Origin of the sequence: Mycobacterium aquaticum (assembly GCF_002086485.1) — a bacterium.
In the GTDB taxonomy this organism is placed as follows: Bacteria; Actinomycetota; Actinomycetes; order Mycobacteriales; family Mycobacteriaceae; genus Mycobacterium; species Mycobacterium aquaticum.
In genome coordinates, this window is record NZ_MVHF01000011.1 from 130,077 (window position 1) to 143,813 (window position 13,737).

The 13,737-nt window shown below is 66.7% G+C and carries 15 protein-coding genes; 8 read left to right on the plus strand and 7 right to left on the minus strand.

The window, feature by feature from the left end; genetic code table 11:
- Positions 1-14 precede the first annotated feature (14 nt).
- The 3 genes from ectB to BST13_RS13975 form a co-directional block, all read right to left on the minus strand.
- Positions 15-1,301, minus strand: a complete 1,287-nt coding sequence (gene ectB, locus BST13_RS13965) for a diaminobutyrate--2-oxoglutarate transaminase (RefSeq protein WP_083164616.1) — start codon at positions 1,299-1,301, stop codon at positions 15-17.
- Between the two features lie 96 nt (positions 1,302-1,397).
- Positions 1,398-1,979: a diaminobutyrate acetyltransferase gene (gene ectA, locus BST13_RS13970; RefSeq protein ID WP_083164617.1), complete on the minus strand. Its 582-nt coding sequence runs from the start codon at positions 1,977-1,979 to the stop codon at positions 1,398-1,400.
- A 328-nt stretch (positions 1,980-2,307) separates the two neighbouring features.
- Positions 2,308-3,258, minus strand: coding sequence for a DMT family transporter (locus tag BST13_RS13975; RefSeq protein WP_083164618.1), 951 nt, complete (start codon positions 3,256-3,258; stop codon positions 2,308-2,310).
- Between the two features lie 72 nt (positions 3,259-3,330).
- Here BST13_RS13975 and BST13_RS13980 point away from each other — a divergent pair, with 72 nt between their 5' ends.
- Positions 3,331-4,233 carry a LysR family transcriptional regulator gene (locus tag BST13_RS13980; protein ID WP_083164619.1) on the plus strand — a complete coding sequence of 301 codons (903 nt, stop codon included), beginning with the start codon at positions 3,331-3,333 and terminating at the stop codon, positions 4,231-4,233.
- On the opposite strand, the gene BST13_RS13985 is transcribed toward BST13_RS13980, so the two are convergent.
- Positions 4,214-4,771, minus strand: coding sequence for a TetR/AcrR family transcriptional regulator (locus BST13_RS13985; RefSeq protein WP_245839597.1), 558 nt, complete (start codon positions 4,769-4,771; stop codon positions 4,214-4,216). The two genes, BST13_RS13980 and BST13_RS13985, sit on opposite strands and share 20 nt — an antisense overlap.
- A gap of 31 nt (positions 4,772-4,802) precedes the next feature.
- Here BST13_RS13985 and BST13_RS13990 point away from each other — a divergent pair, with 31 nt between their 5' ends.
- Complete coding sequence (locus BST13_RS13990) at positions 4,803-6,026, plus strand: DUF418 domain-containing protein (RefSeq protein WP_083164621.1); 1,224 nt, start codon at positions 4,803-4,805, stop codon at positions 6,024-6,026.
- Here the strand turns inward: BST13_RS13990 and arc are convergent.
- The gene (arc, locus tag BST13_RS13995; RefSeq protein ID WP_083164622.1) at positions 5,959-7,800 is read right to left on the minus strand and encodes a proteasome ATPase; all 1,842 of its coding nucleotides are present in this window, start codon (positions 7,798-7,800) and stop codon (positions 5,959-5,961) included. The two genes, BST13_RS13990 and arc, sit on opposite strands and share 68 nt — an antisense overlap.
- Positions 7,801-7,945: 145 nt before the next feature.
- Between arc and BST13_RS14000 the strand changes: the two genes are divergently transcribed.
- From BST13_RS14000 to BST13_RS14010, 3 genes are read left to right on the plus strand one after another with little or no spacing between them, the layout of a single operon-like run.
- Positions 7,946-8,449 carry an MTB12 family secreted protein gene (locus BST13_RS14000; RefSeq protein WP_083164623.1) on the plus strand — a complete coding sequence of 168 codons (504 nt, stop codon included), beginning with the start codon at positions 7,946-7,948 and terminating at the stop codon, positions 8,447-8,449.
- A 7-nt stretch (positions 8,450-8,456) separates the two neighbouring features.
- Positions 8,457-9,008, plus strand: coding sequence for a lipoprotein LppK (lppK, locus tag BST13_RS14005; protein ID WP_083164624.1), 552 nt, complete (start codon positions 8,457-8,459; stop codon positions 9,006-9,008).
- A gap of 8 nt (positions 9,009-9,016) precedes the next feature.
- A complete protein-coding gene (locus tag BST13_RS14010) occupies positions 9,017-9,310 on the plus strand; it encodes a DUF503 domain-containing protein (RefSeq protein WP_083164625.1) in 294 nt (97 codons plus the stop codon).
- 9 nt (positions 9,311-9,319) lie between these two features.
- Here the strand turns inward: BST13_RS14010 and BST13_RS14015 are convergent, their stop codons facing one another.
- Positions 9,320-10,159 carry a tRNA (adenine-N1)-methyltransferase gene (locus BST13_RS14015; protein WP_170064288.1) on the minus strand — a complete coding sequence of 280 codons (840 nt, stop codon included), beginning with the start codon at positions 10,157-10,159 and terminating at the stop codon, positions 9,320-9,322.
- Positions 10,160-10,243: 84 nt separating this feature from the next.
- Between BST13_RS14015 and BST13_RS14020 the strand changes: the two genes are divergently transcribed.
- Together BST13_RS14020 and BST13_RS14025 are read left to right on the plus strand one after the other, a co-directional pair.
- Positions 10,244-11,110, plus strand: a complete 867-nt coding sequence (locus tag BST13_RS14020; protein WP_083164627.1) for a RecB family exonuclease — start codon at positions 10,244-10,246, stop codon at positions 11,108-11,110.
- Positions 11,107-11,901, plus strand: a complete 795-nt coding sequence (locus tag BST13_RS14025) for a thioesterase family protein (protein WP_083164628.1) — start codon at positions 11,107-11,109, stop codon at positions 11,899-11,901. Before BST13_RS14020 ends, BST13_RS14025 begins: the two co-directional genes overlap by 4 nt.
- 37 nt (positions 11,902-11,938) lie before the next feature.
- Here BST13_RS14025 and BST13_RS14030 read toward each other — a convergent pair whose 3' ends face one another.
- Complete coding sequence (locus BST13_RS14030; protein ID WP_083164629.1) at positions 11,939-12,670, minus strand: SDR family oxidoreductase; 732 nt, start codon at positions 12,668-12,670, stop codon at positions 11,939-11,941.
- A 69-nt stretch (positions 12,671-12,739) separates the two neighbouring features.
- On the opposite strand from BST13_RS14030, the gene BST13_RS14035 reads away from it, so the two are divergent.
- Entirely contained in the window at positions 12,740-13,555 is an 816-nt protein-coding gene (locus tag BST13_RS14035; protein WP_083164630.1) for a LysR family transcriptional regulator, read from the plus strand.
- Positions 13,556-13,737: the final 182 nt, after the last annotated feature.

The window sequence follows — 13,737 nt, forward strand, 5'->3', positions numbered from 1 at the left end:
GGGTGTCTTGCTCCTCAGTTCAGGATTGCGGAAACGGATTCGTCGAGAATGTCCAGACCCTTTTGCAGGTCGGGTTCCGACGTGGTCAGTGGTGGCAGCAGCTTGACGACTTCGTCGGACGGACCGCTGGTCTCCATCAGCACGCCGAGGTCGAACGCGGTACGGCACACTTTCGCGGCTTGGTCGGCATCGTCGAACTTCAGCCCCTGCGCCATGCCTCGTCCCCGAGCGGTGACGCCGCTGTGGCGCTGCTCGATCTCATCGAGACGGGCCCGCACCAGCTCGCCCTTGCGGATGGTCTCCTGCGAGAAATCCGGTGTTTGCCAATAGGTTTCGAGAGCCTTGGTGGCGGTGATGAACGCCGGGTTGTGACCGCGGAAGGTGCCGTTGTGCTCCCCCGGCGCCCAGACATCCAGATCCCTGCGGAACAGGGTCAGCGCCATCGGCAGGCCGTAGCCGCTGATGGACTTCGACAGGGTGACGATGTCGGGGACGATGCCCGCGGCTTCGAAGCTGAAGAACGGACCGGTACGGCCGCAGCCCATCTGGACGTCGTCGACGATGAGCAGGATGTCCCGGGTGCGGCACAGGTCCGCCAGTGCCTGCAGCCACTCGATGCGGGCGACGTTCAAACCGCCTTCTCCTTGCACGGTTTCCACGATCACCGCCGCGGGACGGTTGAGACCGCTGCCCGAATCGTCGAGAACCCGCTCGAACCAGTGGAAGTCCTCGGTGACCCCACCGAAGTAGTTGTCGTACGGCATGGGGGTGGCGTGGACCAGCGGAATGCCTGCGCCTGCACGCTTCATCGAGTTGCCGGTCACCGAAAGGGCACCGAGGGTCATGCCGTGAAAGGCGTTGGTGAAGCTGACAATTGACTCACGGCCCGTGACCTTGCGGGCCAGTTTGAGAGCCGATTCGACGGAATTGGCTCCCGTCGGTCCGGGGAACTGCACTTTGAAGTCCAGGCCGCGCGGCTCCAGGATCACCCGCGCAAAGGTCTCCAGGAAGCGCTGTTTGGCTTCGGTCGCGATGTCGAGCGAGTGCACGATCCCGTCAGAGGCCAGGTAGTCCAGCAACGGAGCCTTGAGCAACGGGTTGTTGTGGCCGTAGTTCAGCGCGCCTGCGCCTGCGAAGAAATCGATGTAGCGGCGCCCTTCGGTGTCGGTCACCCAGGAGTCGCTGGCGCTCTGCATGACGGTCGGCCAGCCACGCCAATAGCTGCGAACCTCGGACTCCACCGAGGAGAACACATCGGGCAGACGATCCTCGGTCAGGGGCGCGGTTTCGGCGAGCAGCAAGGGAAAATCCTTCCGATCGGTTCAATGATTCAAATGGGAATTCGGTTGGGCACCTTGGCCGTACAGATTCGGCGGCCACGGCTGCCCGGTGAAAAATCAGTTGGACAGCGGGGCGGCGATCGGGCCGATCCGCAGGATCGGCTCGTCCTCGTGGCTGAGGTCCGCGGACAGCAGTTCGCCGCCGAAGTACGGCTCCTCCACCAGTGCGACGCCGTTGCGGCGCGCGAAGGCTCCGAAAAATGCCCGCGATGCCGAATTGTCCGGTGAGACAGTCGCTTCGACGGTGACCGGATGTCCGTGCCGGTCAGCCCGGACCCGGTGCACCAGCGCATCGATCATCGCGCTGGCCAAACCGCTGCCCTGCTCCGAGGGAGCCACGGCGACCTGCCAGACGAACAGCACGTCCGGGCGTGGCGGCGGGTGGTAGCCGGTGATGAACCCCCGCAGATCGCCATCACGTTCGGCCACGATCGAGGTGGCCGCGAAATCGGTCGCCAGCAGCAGGTAGGCGTAAGTCGAGTTCAAGTCGAGCACCTGAGTTTGCGCGGCCAGGTCGCGGATTGCCATCGCGTCGTCAGCACATGGTCTACGCAGTAATTCGCTGCGGGCATCTGGACCCGACGCATCTCGTCCCGGCTCTGCGCGCAGGCGCGGCGGGGCGTTGTTGTAAACGGGCATATCGAGTTAGAAGTCACCACCGAACAGTCATCAATAGTCATCAGTTCAAGTCATCGGTGCCCCGACCGTAAGCACACCGGGGGTGGTTGATCAAGCCGACCGACCCGCCCGGGCACCTCTGGGAGCCTTCCCTACACCGACGCTGAACAGCGGTTATCCCGCAGCGAGTGACCATCGGGTGAACTTCAGCACCGTTATCAAATCGTTATAATCGCTCGGAGGCCGTCGCGGAGCCCCGCGCACGGGCACCGGTCGACCCGGAAAATTCGGAAGAGAACCGGCCTATCAGCACCATTTCCGCAGCGAAATAGACCACTTTTATGACGCGTCAATAATTCACATTTCGGCCAATTCCACCCGCCGGATTTCGACGGCTTTTCCGGACTCCGCCCTGGCACCGAATGTCGGCCCGACCGTCCGGCGCAAGCAGCCTCTGACCCCATACCGTGCCGCAGACCACCAACGCCGCCCCGCAGACACCCGCCGCGGTGACCGGGTCGGACGCCAGGGCGGCACCGAGCACGGCGGCCCACAGCGGTTCGGTCCCCAGCAGCAGACTCACCCGCGCCGGCGTGCTTCGCTGCACCGCACGCACCTGCACGACGAACGCGAAGACCGTGCACGCCAGCGCCAGATACAGCAACAGGAGCCAGTCGCCGGGACTCATGCCGCCCGCGAGGGCGTTCACCGATTCGCCGGTGACCGTGGCCAAGCCGACCGAGAGGATCGCGACTGTCGCCAGCTGCACCAGGGCCATCCGGGTGATGTCGAGCTCCCGGCCCGCCGTCACCCGGCCCAGCAGGGTCACATGGCCGGCCCGCAGCACTGCCGCTGCCCCGATCACCGCGTCACCGATGCCCGGCGGCCCGAAACCCTGTGCCTGCGTGAGCAATACACACCCGGCCACCGCCGTCGAACCGGCGGCATAGAACCGGGCCGGGACGCCGCGTGCGCCGTGCAGCAGTGGGGTGACGACGATCGTCAACGCCATCAACAGACCCGCGTTGCACGCCGACGTTCGGGTGACACCGTAGGTCTCGCACGCGTACACGGCCCACAGCACGGTGCCGCACAGCATCCCGGACGTCAGTTCGGGTGCGGTGACACGTCGCAACCGGGGCCCGATCAGCACGGCGAGTGCCGCCGCGGCCAAGACGAACCGCATTGCCAGCACACCGAATACGGTGTCGCCCGTGGCCAGCTCTTTGGTCGCCAGGTAGCTGGAGCCCCACACGACTGCGACGCCGAGCAGCGCGAGGTCGGCGGTCCTGGTGGGCATGGGTACAGCCTGTTGGACCACTCAATCTTCAGTCAAGCTAATGATTCTTCGCATAACATGTAGAATTCCTTCATGGATGCCGGTCGTCTGCGCATGCTGCGCGAACTCGCCGATCACGGCACCGTCGCGGCCGTGGCCGACGTGCTGTCGATGACGCCGTCGGCGGTGTCCCAACAGCTCAAGATCCTCCAGCGGGAAGCGGGCGTGGCACTGATCGAACCCGCCGGCCGCAGGGTGCGGCTGACCGATGCAGGGCGGGTGCTGGTGGGCCATGCGGACGCCGTGCTAGCCGCACTCCAGCGCGCCCGCGCCGAGATGGACGCCTACCGGACGTCGCCCCGGGGTACGGTCAGTGTGTCGTTCTTTCCGTCAGGCGCGGCAATGCTGTTGGCCCCGTTGATCATCCGCGCCCGCGACCGTGGTGTCGAGGTGCTCGGCCGCGACGTCGACGTCCCGGCCTCCCGGGCTCCGCAACAGCTCGGCGAGTTCGACATCGTCGTGGTCCACCGCGACGGTCGCGACGCCTCGGACTGGGAGCGACGTTTCACCGCGACCGAGCTGTTGCGTGAACCACTCGATGTGGTGATGTCGGCCGATCACCGGCTGGCTCGCCACAATCACGTCCGGCTGGCCGAGTTGGCAGACGAACAGTGGATCGGCGTCGAGGGCGGTCTCATGGTCGACGACGTCCTCAACTCGATCGCGCTGCTGACCGGAGTGCGGCCACGGATCACCCAGCGGGTCAACGACTTCCGGGTCGCAGAGGAACTCGTTCACGCCGGGCTCGGCGTCGCGCTGATGCCGCGGTATGTCCTGCTGACCCGGCCGCTCGTCCGGTTGCCGGTCAGCGACATCACGGTCGCTCGCCGCATCGAGGCCATCACCCGCTCCGGCGCCGCTGCGCGGCCCGCGGTCGCTGCGGTGCTCGAGGAACTCTGCGCCGTCGCAGCAACGATCAGCTCAACAGCCGCCTGACGTGACCGCGCGCGATCCGCTCGGCCAGGTCGGGGGCGACCCGCTCCGGCTCGACCGCCACCGAACACGCCAAACCGTCGAGCAGCGCGAGCAATTCGACGGCAGCCGTCGCGGCGTCGACCGCAGGGGCCGCCTCGGCGATCAGCGCCCGCAACCACTCCGCCACCCGGGCCCAGTCCGCACGGTGCCGTGCCGCGGTCGGTTCGTGCACGGCCGCCCGGGCCAGCCGTAGCACCCACGCCACGCTGATGTCCCGGTCCCGCGGATCCGGGCACACCAGGGCAACGGCCAGCGCCTCCAAGCGCTCGGCAGCGGCCATGTCAGGCCGCATCTGCTCATCGAGCCGCGCCACGAAGCGTTCACCGGCCCGATCCATCGCCGCCGCCAGCATCGCGTCCTTGGTGGGGAAATGGTGTTGTACCGCGCCGATCGAAACATCGGCCCGCGCAGCCACTTTCCGCACCGACACGCCCTCGAAGCCGTCGGCGACCAGAACCGCCAGCACCGCTTCGGTCATCCGCTCATACGGCTCGCTCACACGGCGATGATAACCGAACCCATACGTTCGTATGGTAGCGTCCGCACACATGTCCCCGTCACGTCTGCAGTCCCTCGATGTTCTGCGCGGTATCGCGATCCTGGGCACGCTGGGCACCAACATCTGGATCTTCACCAACCCCGAGGGCATGGTCGGCTATCTGGGCGGTGGCACGCCAGGTCCGTGGCATCACCTCGAAGTGGTGCTGCAGCTCCTCGCGCAGGGCAAGTTCCTCGGCCTGCTGACTGTCATGTTCGGCATCGGGCTTGCCCTGCAGCAAGGTTCGGCACTGCGCGCCGGACTGCGCTGGCCGGGGAGTTATCCGTGGCGTGCGGCGCTGCTGCTGCTCGACGGCGCCGTGCACTTCGTCCTGCTGACAGAGTTCGACGTGCTCACCGGCTACGCCATCACCGGGTGGATCGTGTCCTACCTGCTGGTGACATCGCCACGCACGCAACGCCGCATCATCGCGGCCGCGGCCACCGTGCACGTCGCCTTGCTGATCACGCTCACCGTCGGGCTGCTGAGCCTGCCGCACACCGACGGACCGCCACGGCGGCTGGATCCCAACCCGTACGCCGACGGTTCGTTCTGGGACCTGGTGGCGTTCCGGCTCGATCACGTCGTGCTGTTCCGGCTCGAGACGGTGCTGATCTTCCCGATGTCGATCGCACTGTTCGTGCTGGGCGCCAGGCTGTTTCACGCCGGCATCCTCGATGCACGGGGTGCGGTACTGCGCCGCCGGTTGATGTGGCTGGGTTTCGCGGTCGCCGCGCCCGTCGACGTCGCACTGGAGGTCGGCGCGGGTGGCGTTGGTCTGCTGCTCGCACGCTACGGCGTCGCACCGTTCGTCTCCCTGGCGATCTTGTCCGCGGTGGCCGAGTTCTACATCGGCAGACCCACACCCGGGTGGATAGGCAGGCGGCTGGCGGAGGTCGGCCGAATGGCGTTGTCCAGCTACGTGTTACAGAACCTCGTCGCCTCGACACTGTGCTACGGCTGGGGGCTGGGCCTTGCCGCGGCCACTGCGCCGCAGCACCGGGTGCCCGCCACCATCGCGATCTATCTCACGGTGGTGGTGGTGATCGTGACGTTTGCGCACCTGTGGTTGCGCCGGTTCCGCCGGGGCCCGGTGGAGTGGCTGTGGAACACCAGCTACCGGGCCCTGGCGGGCGGGGCGACATCCGTTACAGGTACTGACCCAGGTTCGACTCGGTATCGATCGCCCGAGACGCACTCGAACTCTTCCCGGTGACCAGCGTGCGGATGTACACGATCCGCTCGCCCTTCTTGCCCGAGATCCGGGCCCAGTCATCGGGATTGGTGGTGTTGGGCAGGTCCTCGTTCTCGGCGAACTCGTCGACGATCGAGTCGAGCAGATGCTGGATCCGCAGACCCGGCTGACCGGTCTCGAGCACGGCCTTGATCGCGTTCTTCTTCGCCCGGTCCACCACGTTCTGGATCATCGCGCCGGAGTTGAAGTCCTTGAAGTACATGACTTCCTTGTCACCGTTGGCGTAGGTGACCTCAAGGAACCGGTTGTCGTCGATCTCGGCGTACATCCGGTCGACGACCTTCTCGATCATCGCCTTGATGCAGGCAGCACGGTCGCCACCGAACTCGGTCAGGTCGTCGGCATGGACCGGCAGGTCCTCGGTGAGGTACTTGCTGAAGATGTCCTGCGCCGACTCGGCGTCCGGCCGCTCGATCTTGATCTTGACGTCCAGACGGCCGGGCCGCAGGATCGCCGGATCGATCATGTCTTCACGGTTGGATGCACCGATGACGATGACGTTCTCCAGGCCCTCGACACCGTCGATCTCCGAAAGTAACTGAGGCACAACGGTGGTCTCGACATCTGAGCTGACGCCCGTGCCGCGGGTGCGGAAGATCGAGTCCATCTCGTCGAAGAACACGATCACCGGGGTGCCCTCGGAGGCCTTCTCCCGGGCCCGCTGGAAGATCAGCCGGATGTGCCGCTCGGTCTCACCGACGAACTTGTTGAGCAGCTCAGGGCCTTTGATGTTGAGGAAGTAGCTTTTCGCGTCGCGCGCGTCGTCGCCACGCACCTCCGCCATCTTCTTGGCCAGCGAGTTGGCCACGGCCTTGGCGATCAGAGTCTTACCGCAGCCGGGAGGGCCGTACAGGAGCACACCCTTGGGCGGACGCAGCGAGTACTCGCGGTAGAGCTCCTTGTGCAGGAACGGCAGCTCGACCGCGTCGCGGATCTGCTCGATCTGCCGGCTCAGGCCACCGATGTCGAGGTAGCTGACGTCGGGCACCTCCTCCAGCACCAGGTCCTCGACCTCGGCCTTGGGGATCCGTTCGAACGCGTAGCCGGCCTTGGTGTCGACCAGCAGCGAGTCGCCCGGACGCAGCTTGCGCGGCCGGCCGTCATCGGGCAGCAGACCCGAATCGTCGGGCAGCTCGCTGGCGGCCACCAAGGGCTCGGCCAGCCACACGATGCGCTCCTCGTCGGCGTGACCGACCACCAGGGCGCGGTGTCCGTCGTCCAGGATCTCGCGCAGCGTGCTGATCTCACCGACCGCCTCGAAGCTGCCCGCCTCGACGACGGTGAGGGCCTCGTTGAGCCGCACCGTCTGACCTTGCTTGAGGGTGGCTGTCTCAATGTTCGGTGAGCACGTCAACCGCATCTTGCGGCCAGAGGTGAACACGTCGACCGTGTCGTCGTCGTGCGTCGAGAGCAGCACGCCGTAACCGCTCGGCGGCTGGCCCAGCCGGTCGACCTCCTCGCGCAGGGCAAGCAGCTGCTGACGGGCCTCCTTGAGGGTGTCCATCAGCTTGGCGTTGCGCGCGGCCAGCGAATCGATCCGTGCCTCAAGCTGATGCACGTCGCGAGCACTGCGCAAACCGCTCTGCGGACCTACTGCGTTTTCCAGTTGCTCGCGCAGGATTGCGGCCTCGCGGCGCAACGATTCCAGCTCGGCGGCTTCTTCGCTGGGTCCCGGCGCCGAGTGACTACCCGGGAAACCCTCGGCGAAACCGTCCGAACGCTCTGACTCGCTCATCTTGCGCTCCCTCCCGCACCGGAAGTTGGTGCAGTAACAACTTCAACGCTACCGGCGATTCAGCCTTTGTGTGTGGTGTAGGAACTCGACACACCAGCGCCACTGTTAGCCTCTTGTCTGAGTTGGTCCGATCGAAAGGAATGTCGTGACCCTGAAATCCCTCGTTACCGGCTTTGTCGCAGCCGCAGGAGCGGCCGCTGTCGTGGGCGGTGCCGCGGCAGGTGTGACGTCCATTGCATCCAGCACTCTCTCGTCCGCTCCGGCTGTGCAGCCCGTCGTGTTCGACGCGCCGCTGCCGCAGGCCCCCGCGCCCGAGCTGCAGACTGCCCTGACCCAGACCCTGCAGGCGCTGGCCACCGGTGGTTCGTTCAGCGGCAAGGCCGCCTACATCCAGGGCGGCATCGGCCGGATCGAGAGCATCGCCGCGGACCGCGCTTACAGCCGCGCCGCAGCCGAAGGCAAGTTCCCGCTGACGTTCAGCGTTGCCAACATCGACAACGAAGGCGGCGTTGCCACCGCCGACGTCACCGCGACGTCGAACCTCGGCGGAACCGCCACCCAGAACATCCAGTTCGTGGCAGGCCCCAGCCCCACCGGCTGGCAGATCTCCAAGGCCTCGGCCATGAACCTGCTGTCGTCGGTCAACTGACGGTTAATTGATCCGCATCGCAGTCCTGAGTGCCGCCACATGTGTGGCGGCACTTGGGCTGTCAGGGTGCAGTCACGATGAACAGCCGGCGGCCGCGCCGGCCACCCCGGTCATCAGCTCGCCCATCACGCCGGCACCCCCACCGGCGGCGCCGCTGCCCGCGCCGGACGCCCTGACCGGCGTGCTGTACCGGCTGGCCGATGTCAACGTCCCTGGCGCCAACAAGGTCGGCCTCGTGGAGCACTCGACCTCCGACGATGCCGCTGCACTCGACAAGTTCGGCCGGGCGCTGGCCGACTACGGCTTCACCCCGCTGGACTTCGAGGCCAAGGACCTGGCCTGGTCGCAATCGAGCACGGGCAACGTGGTCGCCACCATCACGGTCACCACGCCGGCCTCCAACGGTCCGGGCAAGCAGTTCAGTTTCCCGATGGAGTTCACGCCGCACGGCACCGACTGGCAGCTGACCCGGCATACCGCCGACATGCTGCTGGAACTGGGCCGCACCGCCAGTCCTGCGCCGGCCCCCGCCCCGGTTCCGCCGACGCCGACCCCCTGAGTCCTCCGATGTGGATCGGCTGGCTGGAATTCGATCTCCTGCTCGGCGATGTCCGGTCGCTCAAGCAGAAGCGGTCGATGATCCGGCCGATCATCGCCGAATTGCATCGCAGGTTCTCGGTGTCGGCCGCAGAGACCGGTGCCCATGAACTGCACCGTCGCGCCGCCATCGGTATCGCGGTCGTCGCAGGCGACCACGCGCACGTCGTCGACGTCCTCGACGCCGCCGAGCGGCTCGTGGCGGCCCGCCCGGAGGTGGACCTGCTGTCCACCCGGCGCGGCCTGAGTCGCAGCGACGACTGATGTGCTCGCCTAGACGCTGCCGCCGAGCTGACGCTTGCGCCGCAGGGGCATCGGCGCCACGGCGCCCGGGGCCAATTTGCGCACGCTGACCAGAAAGGCGGTGTGCCCGCGCATGGTGTGCTGCGGACGCACCGCAAGCCCCACCACGTGCCAGCCTCGCTGCATGCTCTCCCACGCCCGCGGCTCGGTCCAGCACTGCTGCTCGCGCAGCGCCTCCACCACGCGCGACAGCTGGGTGACGGTCGCGACGTAGACCATCAGCACACCGCCGGCAACGAGCGCCTGCGCGACCGTGGGCAGCACCTCCCACGGCGCCAGCATGTCGAGCACCACCCGGTCCACCTCAGGACCGCTGTAGTCCGAGAGGTCGGCGATGACGAGGTCCCAGTTCTCCGGCCGCTCACCGAAGAAGGTGACGACGTTGCGTTCGGCATGTACGGCGTGGTCGTCGCGGAGCTCGTAGGAGATCACGGTGCCGCCCGGCCCGACGGCCCGCAGCAGCGAACACGTCAGCGCACCTGATCCGGCGCCGGCCTCCAAAACGCGCGCGCCGGGAAAGATGTCGCCCTCGTGCACGATCTGGGCGGCGTCCTTGGGGTAGATCACCTGCGCACCGCGCGGCATCGACATCACGTAGTCGACCAGCAACGGGCGCAGCACCAGGAACTGGTCACCGTTCGTGGACTTGACGACGCTGCCCTCCGGCAGGCCGATCACGCCGTCGAGGGAGATGATCCCGCGGTGAGTGTGGAATTCCCCGCCCGGCGTCAGCACCATCGTGTAGTGCCTGCCCTTGGCGTCGGTGAGCTGCACGCGGTCACCCACGGCGAACGGTCCGGTCCTTGGCACGGTCAACCAGCCTGCCAGTAGCCCCGCCGCGCCGGGTGCGCGGGTTGCCGCAAATTTGTCGGCGGCCGGTCATAGGCTGCCGGTATGAGTGAGGTGACGGCGGCAACCACGCTTGCCGAGCCGGCTGGGCCGGCGCGCAGGCCGGCACTCTCGCCGTCGCGGGCCAGCGATTTCAAGCAGTGCCCGCTGCTGTATCGCTTCCGGGCCATCGACCGGCTGCCCGAGCCGCGGTCACCGGCGCAGCTGCGTGGATCGCTGGTGCACGCGGCCCTGGAGCAGCTGTACGGCCTCCCGGCGGCCGAGCGGGTACACGACACCGCGCTGGCACTCGTCGAGCCCGCCTGGGCCCAGGTGGTGGCCGCTGAGCCCGAGCTGGCGGAGACCGTATCCCCCGCCATCTTCGATGAGGCGCGGGCGCTTCTGTCGGGCTACTACCGGTTGGAAGACCCGACGCGGTTCGATCCGGACAGCTGCGAGCTGCGGATCGACGTCGAGCTGACCGACGGCACGTTACTGCGCGGGTTCGTCGACCGCATCGACGTCGCACCCACCGGTGAGCTGCGCGTGGTGGACTACAAGACCGGCAAGGCGCCACCCGCGGCGCGCACCATGGCCGAGTTCAAGGCGATGTTCCAGATGAAGTTCTACGCGGTCGCGCTGTTGCGGTCGCGCAACGTCATGCCGGCCCGGCTGCGCCTGGTGTACCTCGCCGACGGTCAGGTACTCGACTATTCGCCCGACGCCGACGAATTGCTCCGGTTTGAGCGCACCCTGATGGCGATCTGGCGTGCTATCCAAACCGCAGGCGCCACAGGCGATTTCCGGCCGAACCCGTCGCGACTGTGCTCGTGGTGTGCGCATCAGGCCCTGTGCCCCGCGTTCGGCGGCACACCGCCGCCATACCCGGGCTGGCCCGAGCAGCTACCGGCCCCGACAGAGCCTGCGGCATGATCGGCTACCACTACCGTCGGCTCCCTGCCGACGGTGAGTACCAGCTGTTCGAGTCCACCGCCGACACCCGCAGCAACTGGGACCCGGCCATCCAGCACGGCTCGCCTCCGCTGGCCTTACTGACCAAGGCCATCGAGGAGTTGATGGCCCCGACGGGTCTGCGCATCGGGCGGTTGACACTGGACATCCTCGGCGCCATACCTGTTGCGCCGCTTCGGGTCCGGGCCTGGGTCGACCGGCCGGGCGCGCGGATATCGCTGGCCATCGCCGAGATGTCGGCGCAGCGGCCCGACGGCCAGTGGCGCGCGGTGGCCCGGGTGAGCGCGTGGCTGCTGGCCACCGGTGACACCAGCGATGTGGCCACGGATCGCTTCGCCCCACTGGTCGAAGGTGAGCAGACCGATGTGGCACATGGCTGGGAGGGCGCGGCCGGCTACCTGGAGACCGTGAGTTGGCGACGCCAGCGCGGTACCGACGCCGGGGCTTCGGTGGTCTGGTTGCGTGCGCTGACCCCGGTCGTCGACGACGAAGAGACGACGGCGGTTCAGCGGTTGGCTCTCGTGGTGGATTCCGCGAACGGTGCAGGCGCCGCCCTGGACCCCGACAAGTTCGTCTTCATGAACACCGACACCGCGGTGCACCTGCACCGGCTGCCGATCGGATCTGACTTCGCACTACGCGCACGCGGCTCTATCGGACCCGACGGTGTCGGCGTGACCACCGCGGAAATCTTTGACCGGCAAGGGTTTATCGGCACGTCGGCACAAACGCTGCTGGTTTTGCGGCGCTGAGGTCGGGCCTGGTAACGAGGCTGCGCAGGCGTCCACCTCATGACCTCAGCGATCCACCCACCTCGATAGGGACGAGGTCGGCTTGCTCGGCACCACTGCGAACGAGGTCGAGGATGGCCGCGGCGACGTGATCTGCAGTGTCAGGCTTCAGACCGCTGCCGGCTTCCAGCGCGAGGGCGGCGGCGACGTCACCGCGGACCGAACTCACGAACTCCGTTTCGGTGATCGACGGGAACATCACGGATACGGCGATACCGGCGTCTGCGAGTTCTACACGCGCGATGCGGGTGAGCTTCTCCAGCGCCGCCTTGGACGCACTGTAGCCTGCCGACCCTGGCAGATCCGACCAGACGATACCGGAACTGACGTTGACAATGGCCCCGGATCTCTGCGCCCGCATCGTCGGTAGGACGGCCTGCATCACAACGAGCGGCGCGATGACGTTGAGTTCGAAAACAGCTCGAAGATCGGCGATGTCGAGCTCCTCGATACCGGCCTGCAAGCCCTGGCCCGCGCAGTTGACCACGATATCGATGCGACCGAACTCATCGACGGTGCGACCAGCCGCCCGGGCCACGGCGGCAGCATCGGTCACGTCACACGGTATCGCCAACGCACCACCGGACTGCTCGGCAACGGTGCGCAACCTGTCCTCGCGGCGAGCGACGACAACCACACGTGCGCCGGCTTCGGCCGCTGCGCGTGCGGTGGCCGCGCCGATACCCGACGACGCACCCGTGATCAGCATGACGGAGTTGGTGATGTCCATGAGCCCATGGTGTTGCCGAGGGAGTCGCGACGTCCAATACCTATCCGCGCGCATTGATACGGTTTGGACATGGATGTCGACCTGCGCAAGCTTCGCTACTTCGTCGCAGTTGCCCAAACCGAGCACTTCGGACGTGCCGCTCAATCGCTATTCGTCACCCAGCCAGTACTCAGTCGCCAGATCCAGTCGCTGGAGAGAGCTTTGGGCTGCTTCCTGCTGGAACGCAGCACGCGCCGCGTACAACTGACCGACGCCGGCCGGCAACTGCTCGCCGACGCTCCTGCGCTCCTGGCATCCTTCGACGCTGCGTTGCACCGAGTCCGTGCAGCAGACCGCGGAATCGGTCGACTTGCCTTCGCGTTCGCACCTGGACTTCGGGTATCGATTGCCGTGCGTGCCTTTGCCAAGAAATACCCCGACGTGGTGATCGACCTTTTCCAGGTCAACTGGTGGGACCAGTCGACACCATTGCGCGACGGCCGCGCTGACATCGGATACCTGCGCCGGCCCTTCGACGACGAAGGTCTGCATGTCGTCCCCATCTCCTCTGAGCCCTTGGCGGCCGTGCTGCCGAATGATCACCGCCTCGCGCGCCGACGGAAGCTGCGCACAACCGACGTCGACGGTGAGAGGATTCTCAACTCCGACAATCGAAACGAGTGCATCACCGAAGAAAAGGCCGAGTGGATCATCGCCGGTGATTGCATCGCTCTGCTGCCGTTGACGGCGGCCAAGCTGGTCGAGCGGCCCGGGCTAACGTCGATCCCGGTGGTCGACGCCGACCCCTTCGAAACCTGCCTCGCTGTTCTCGAACATCGCCGCAGTCAGGACCTTCACCGCGCATTCTTCAAGATCGGCCAGGATGTGCTTACAGGCAAGCCCTGACACACGCTGCCCGAATCTGCCCCAAGGCTGCGACGAGTGCAATCGGATGTGCACTGTGGGCACACAAACCAGGCACGGGTCGCACAGTGCGACCACCGCCAGGCGTAGACGGCGAATCACACTGTCGGGCAGACTGTTCGGTACCGGCACGTCCACCATCTGGGCCGTGCCCGCGATCATCG

Excerpts from the sequence above, each read along its gene's own strand:
- BST13_RS13975 (WP_083164618.1), bottom strand. The coding sequence starts at position 3,258 with ATGCCCACCAGGACCGCCGACCTCGCGCTGCTCGGCGTCGCAGTCGTG.
- BST13_RS14030 (WP_083164629.1), bottom strand. The coding sequence starts at position 12,670 with ATGGACATCACCAACTCCGTCATGCTGATCACGGGTGCGTCGTCGGGT.
- arc (WP_083164622.1), bottom strand. The coding sequence starts at position 7,800 with ATGAGCGAGTCAGAGCGTTCGGACGGTTTCGCCGAGGGTTTCCCGGGT.
- BST13_RS14020 (WP_083164627.1), top strand. The coding sequence starts at position 10,244 with ATGAGTGAGGTGACGGCGGCAACCACGCTTGCCGAGCCGGCTGGGCCG.
- BST13_RS13980 (WP_083164619.1), top strand. The coding sequence starts at position 3,331 with ATGGATGCCGGTCGTCTGCGCATGCTGCGCGAACTCGCCGATCACGGC.
- BST13_RS14025 (WP_083164628.1), top strand. The coding sequence starts at position 11,107 with ATGATCGGCTACCACTACCGTCGGCTCCCTGCCGACGGTGAGTACCAG.
- ectA (WP_083164617.1), bottom strand. The coding sequence starts at position 1,979 with ATGCCCGTTTACAACAACGCCCCGCCGCGCCTGCGCGCAGAGCCGGGA.
- BST13_RS14010 (WP_083164625.1), top strand. The coding sequence starts at position 9,017 with ATGTGGATCGGCTGGCTGGAATTCGATCTCCTGCTCGGCGATGTCCGG.
- BST13_RS14035 (WP_083164630.1), top strand. The coding sequence starts at position 12,740 with ATGGATGTCGACCTGCGCAAGCTTCGCTACTTCGTCGCAGTTGCCCAA.
- BST13_RS13990 (WP_083164621.1), top strand. The coding sequence starts at position 4,803 with ATGGTAGCGTCCGCACACATGTCCCCGTCACGTCTGCAGTCCCTCGAT.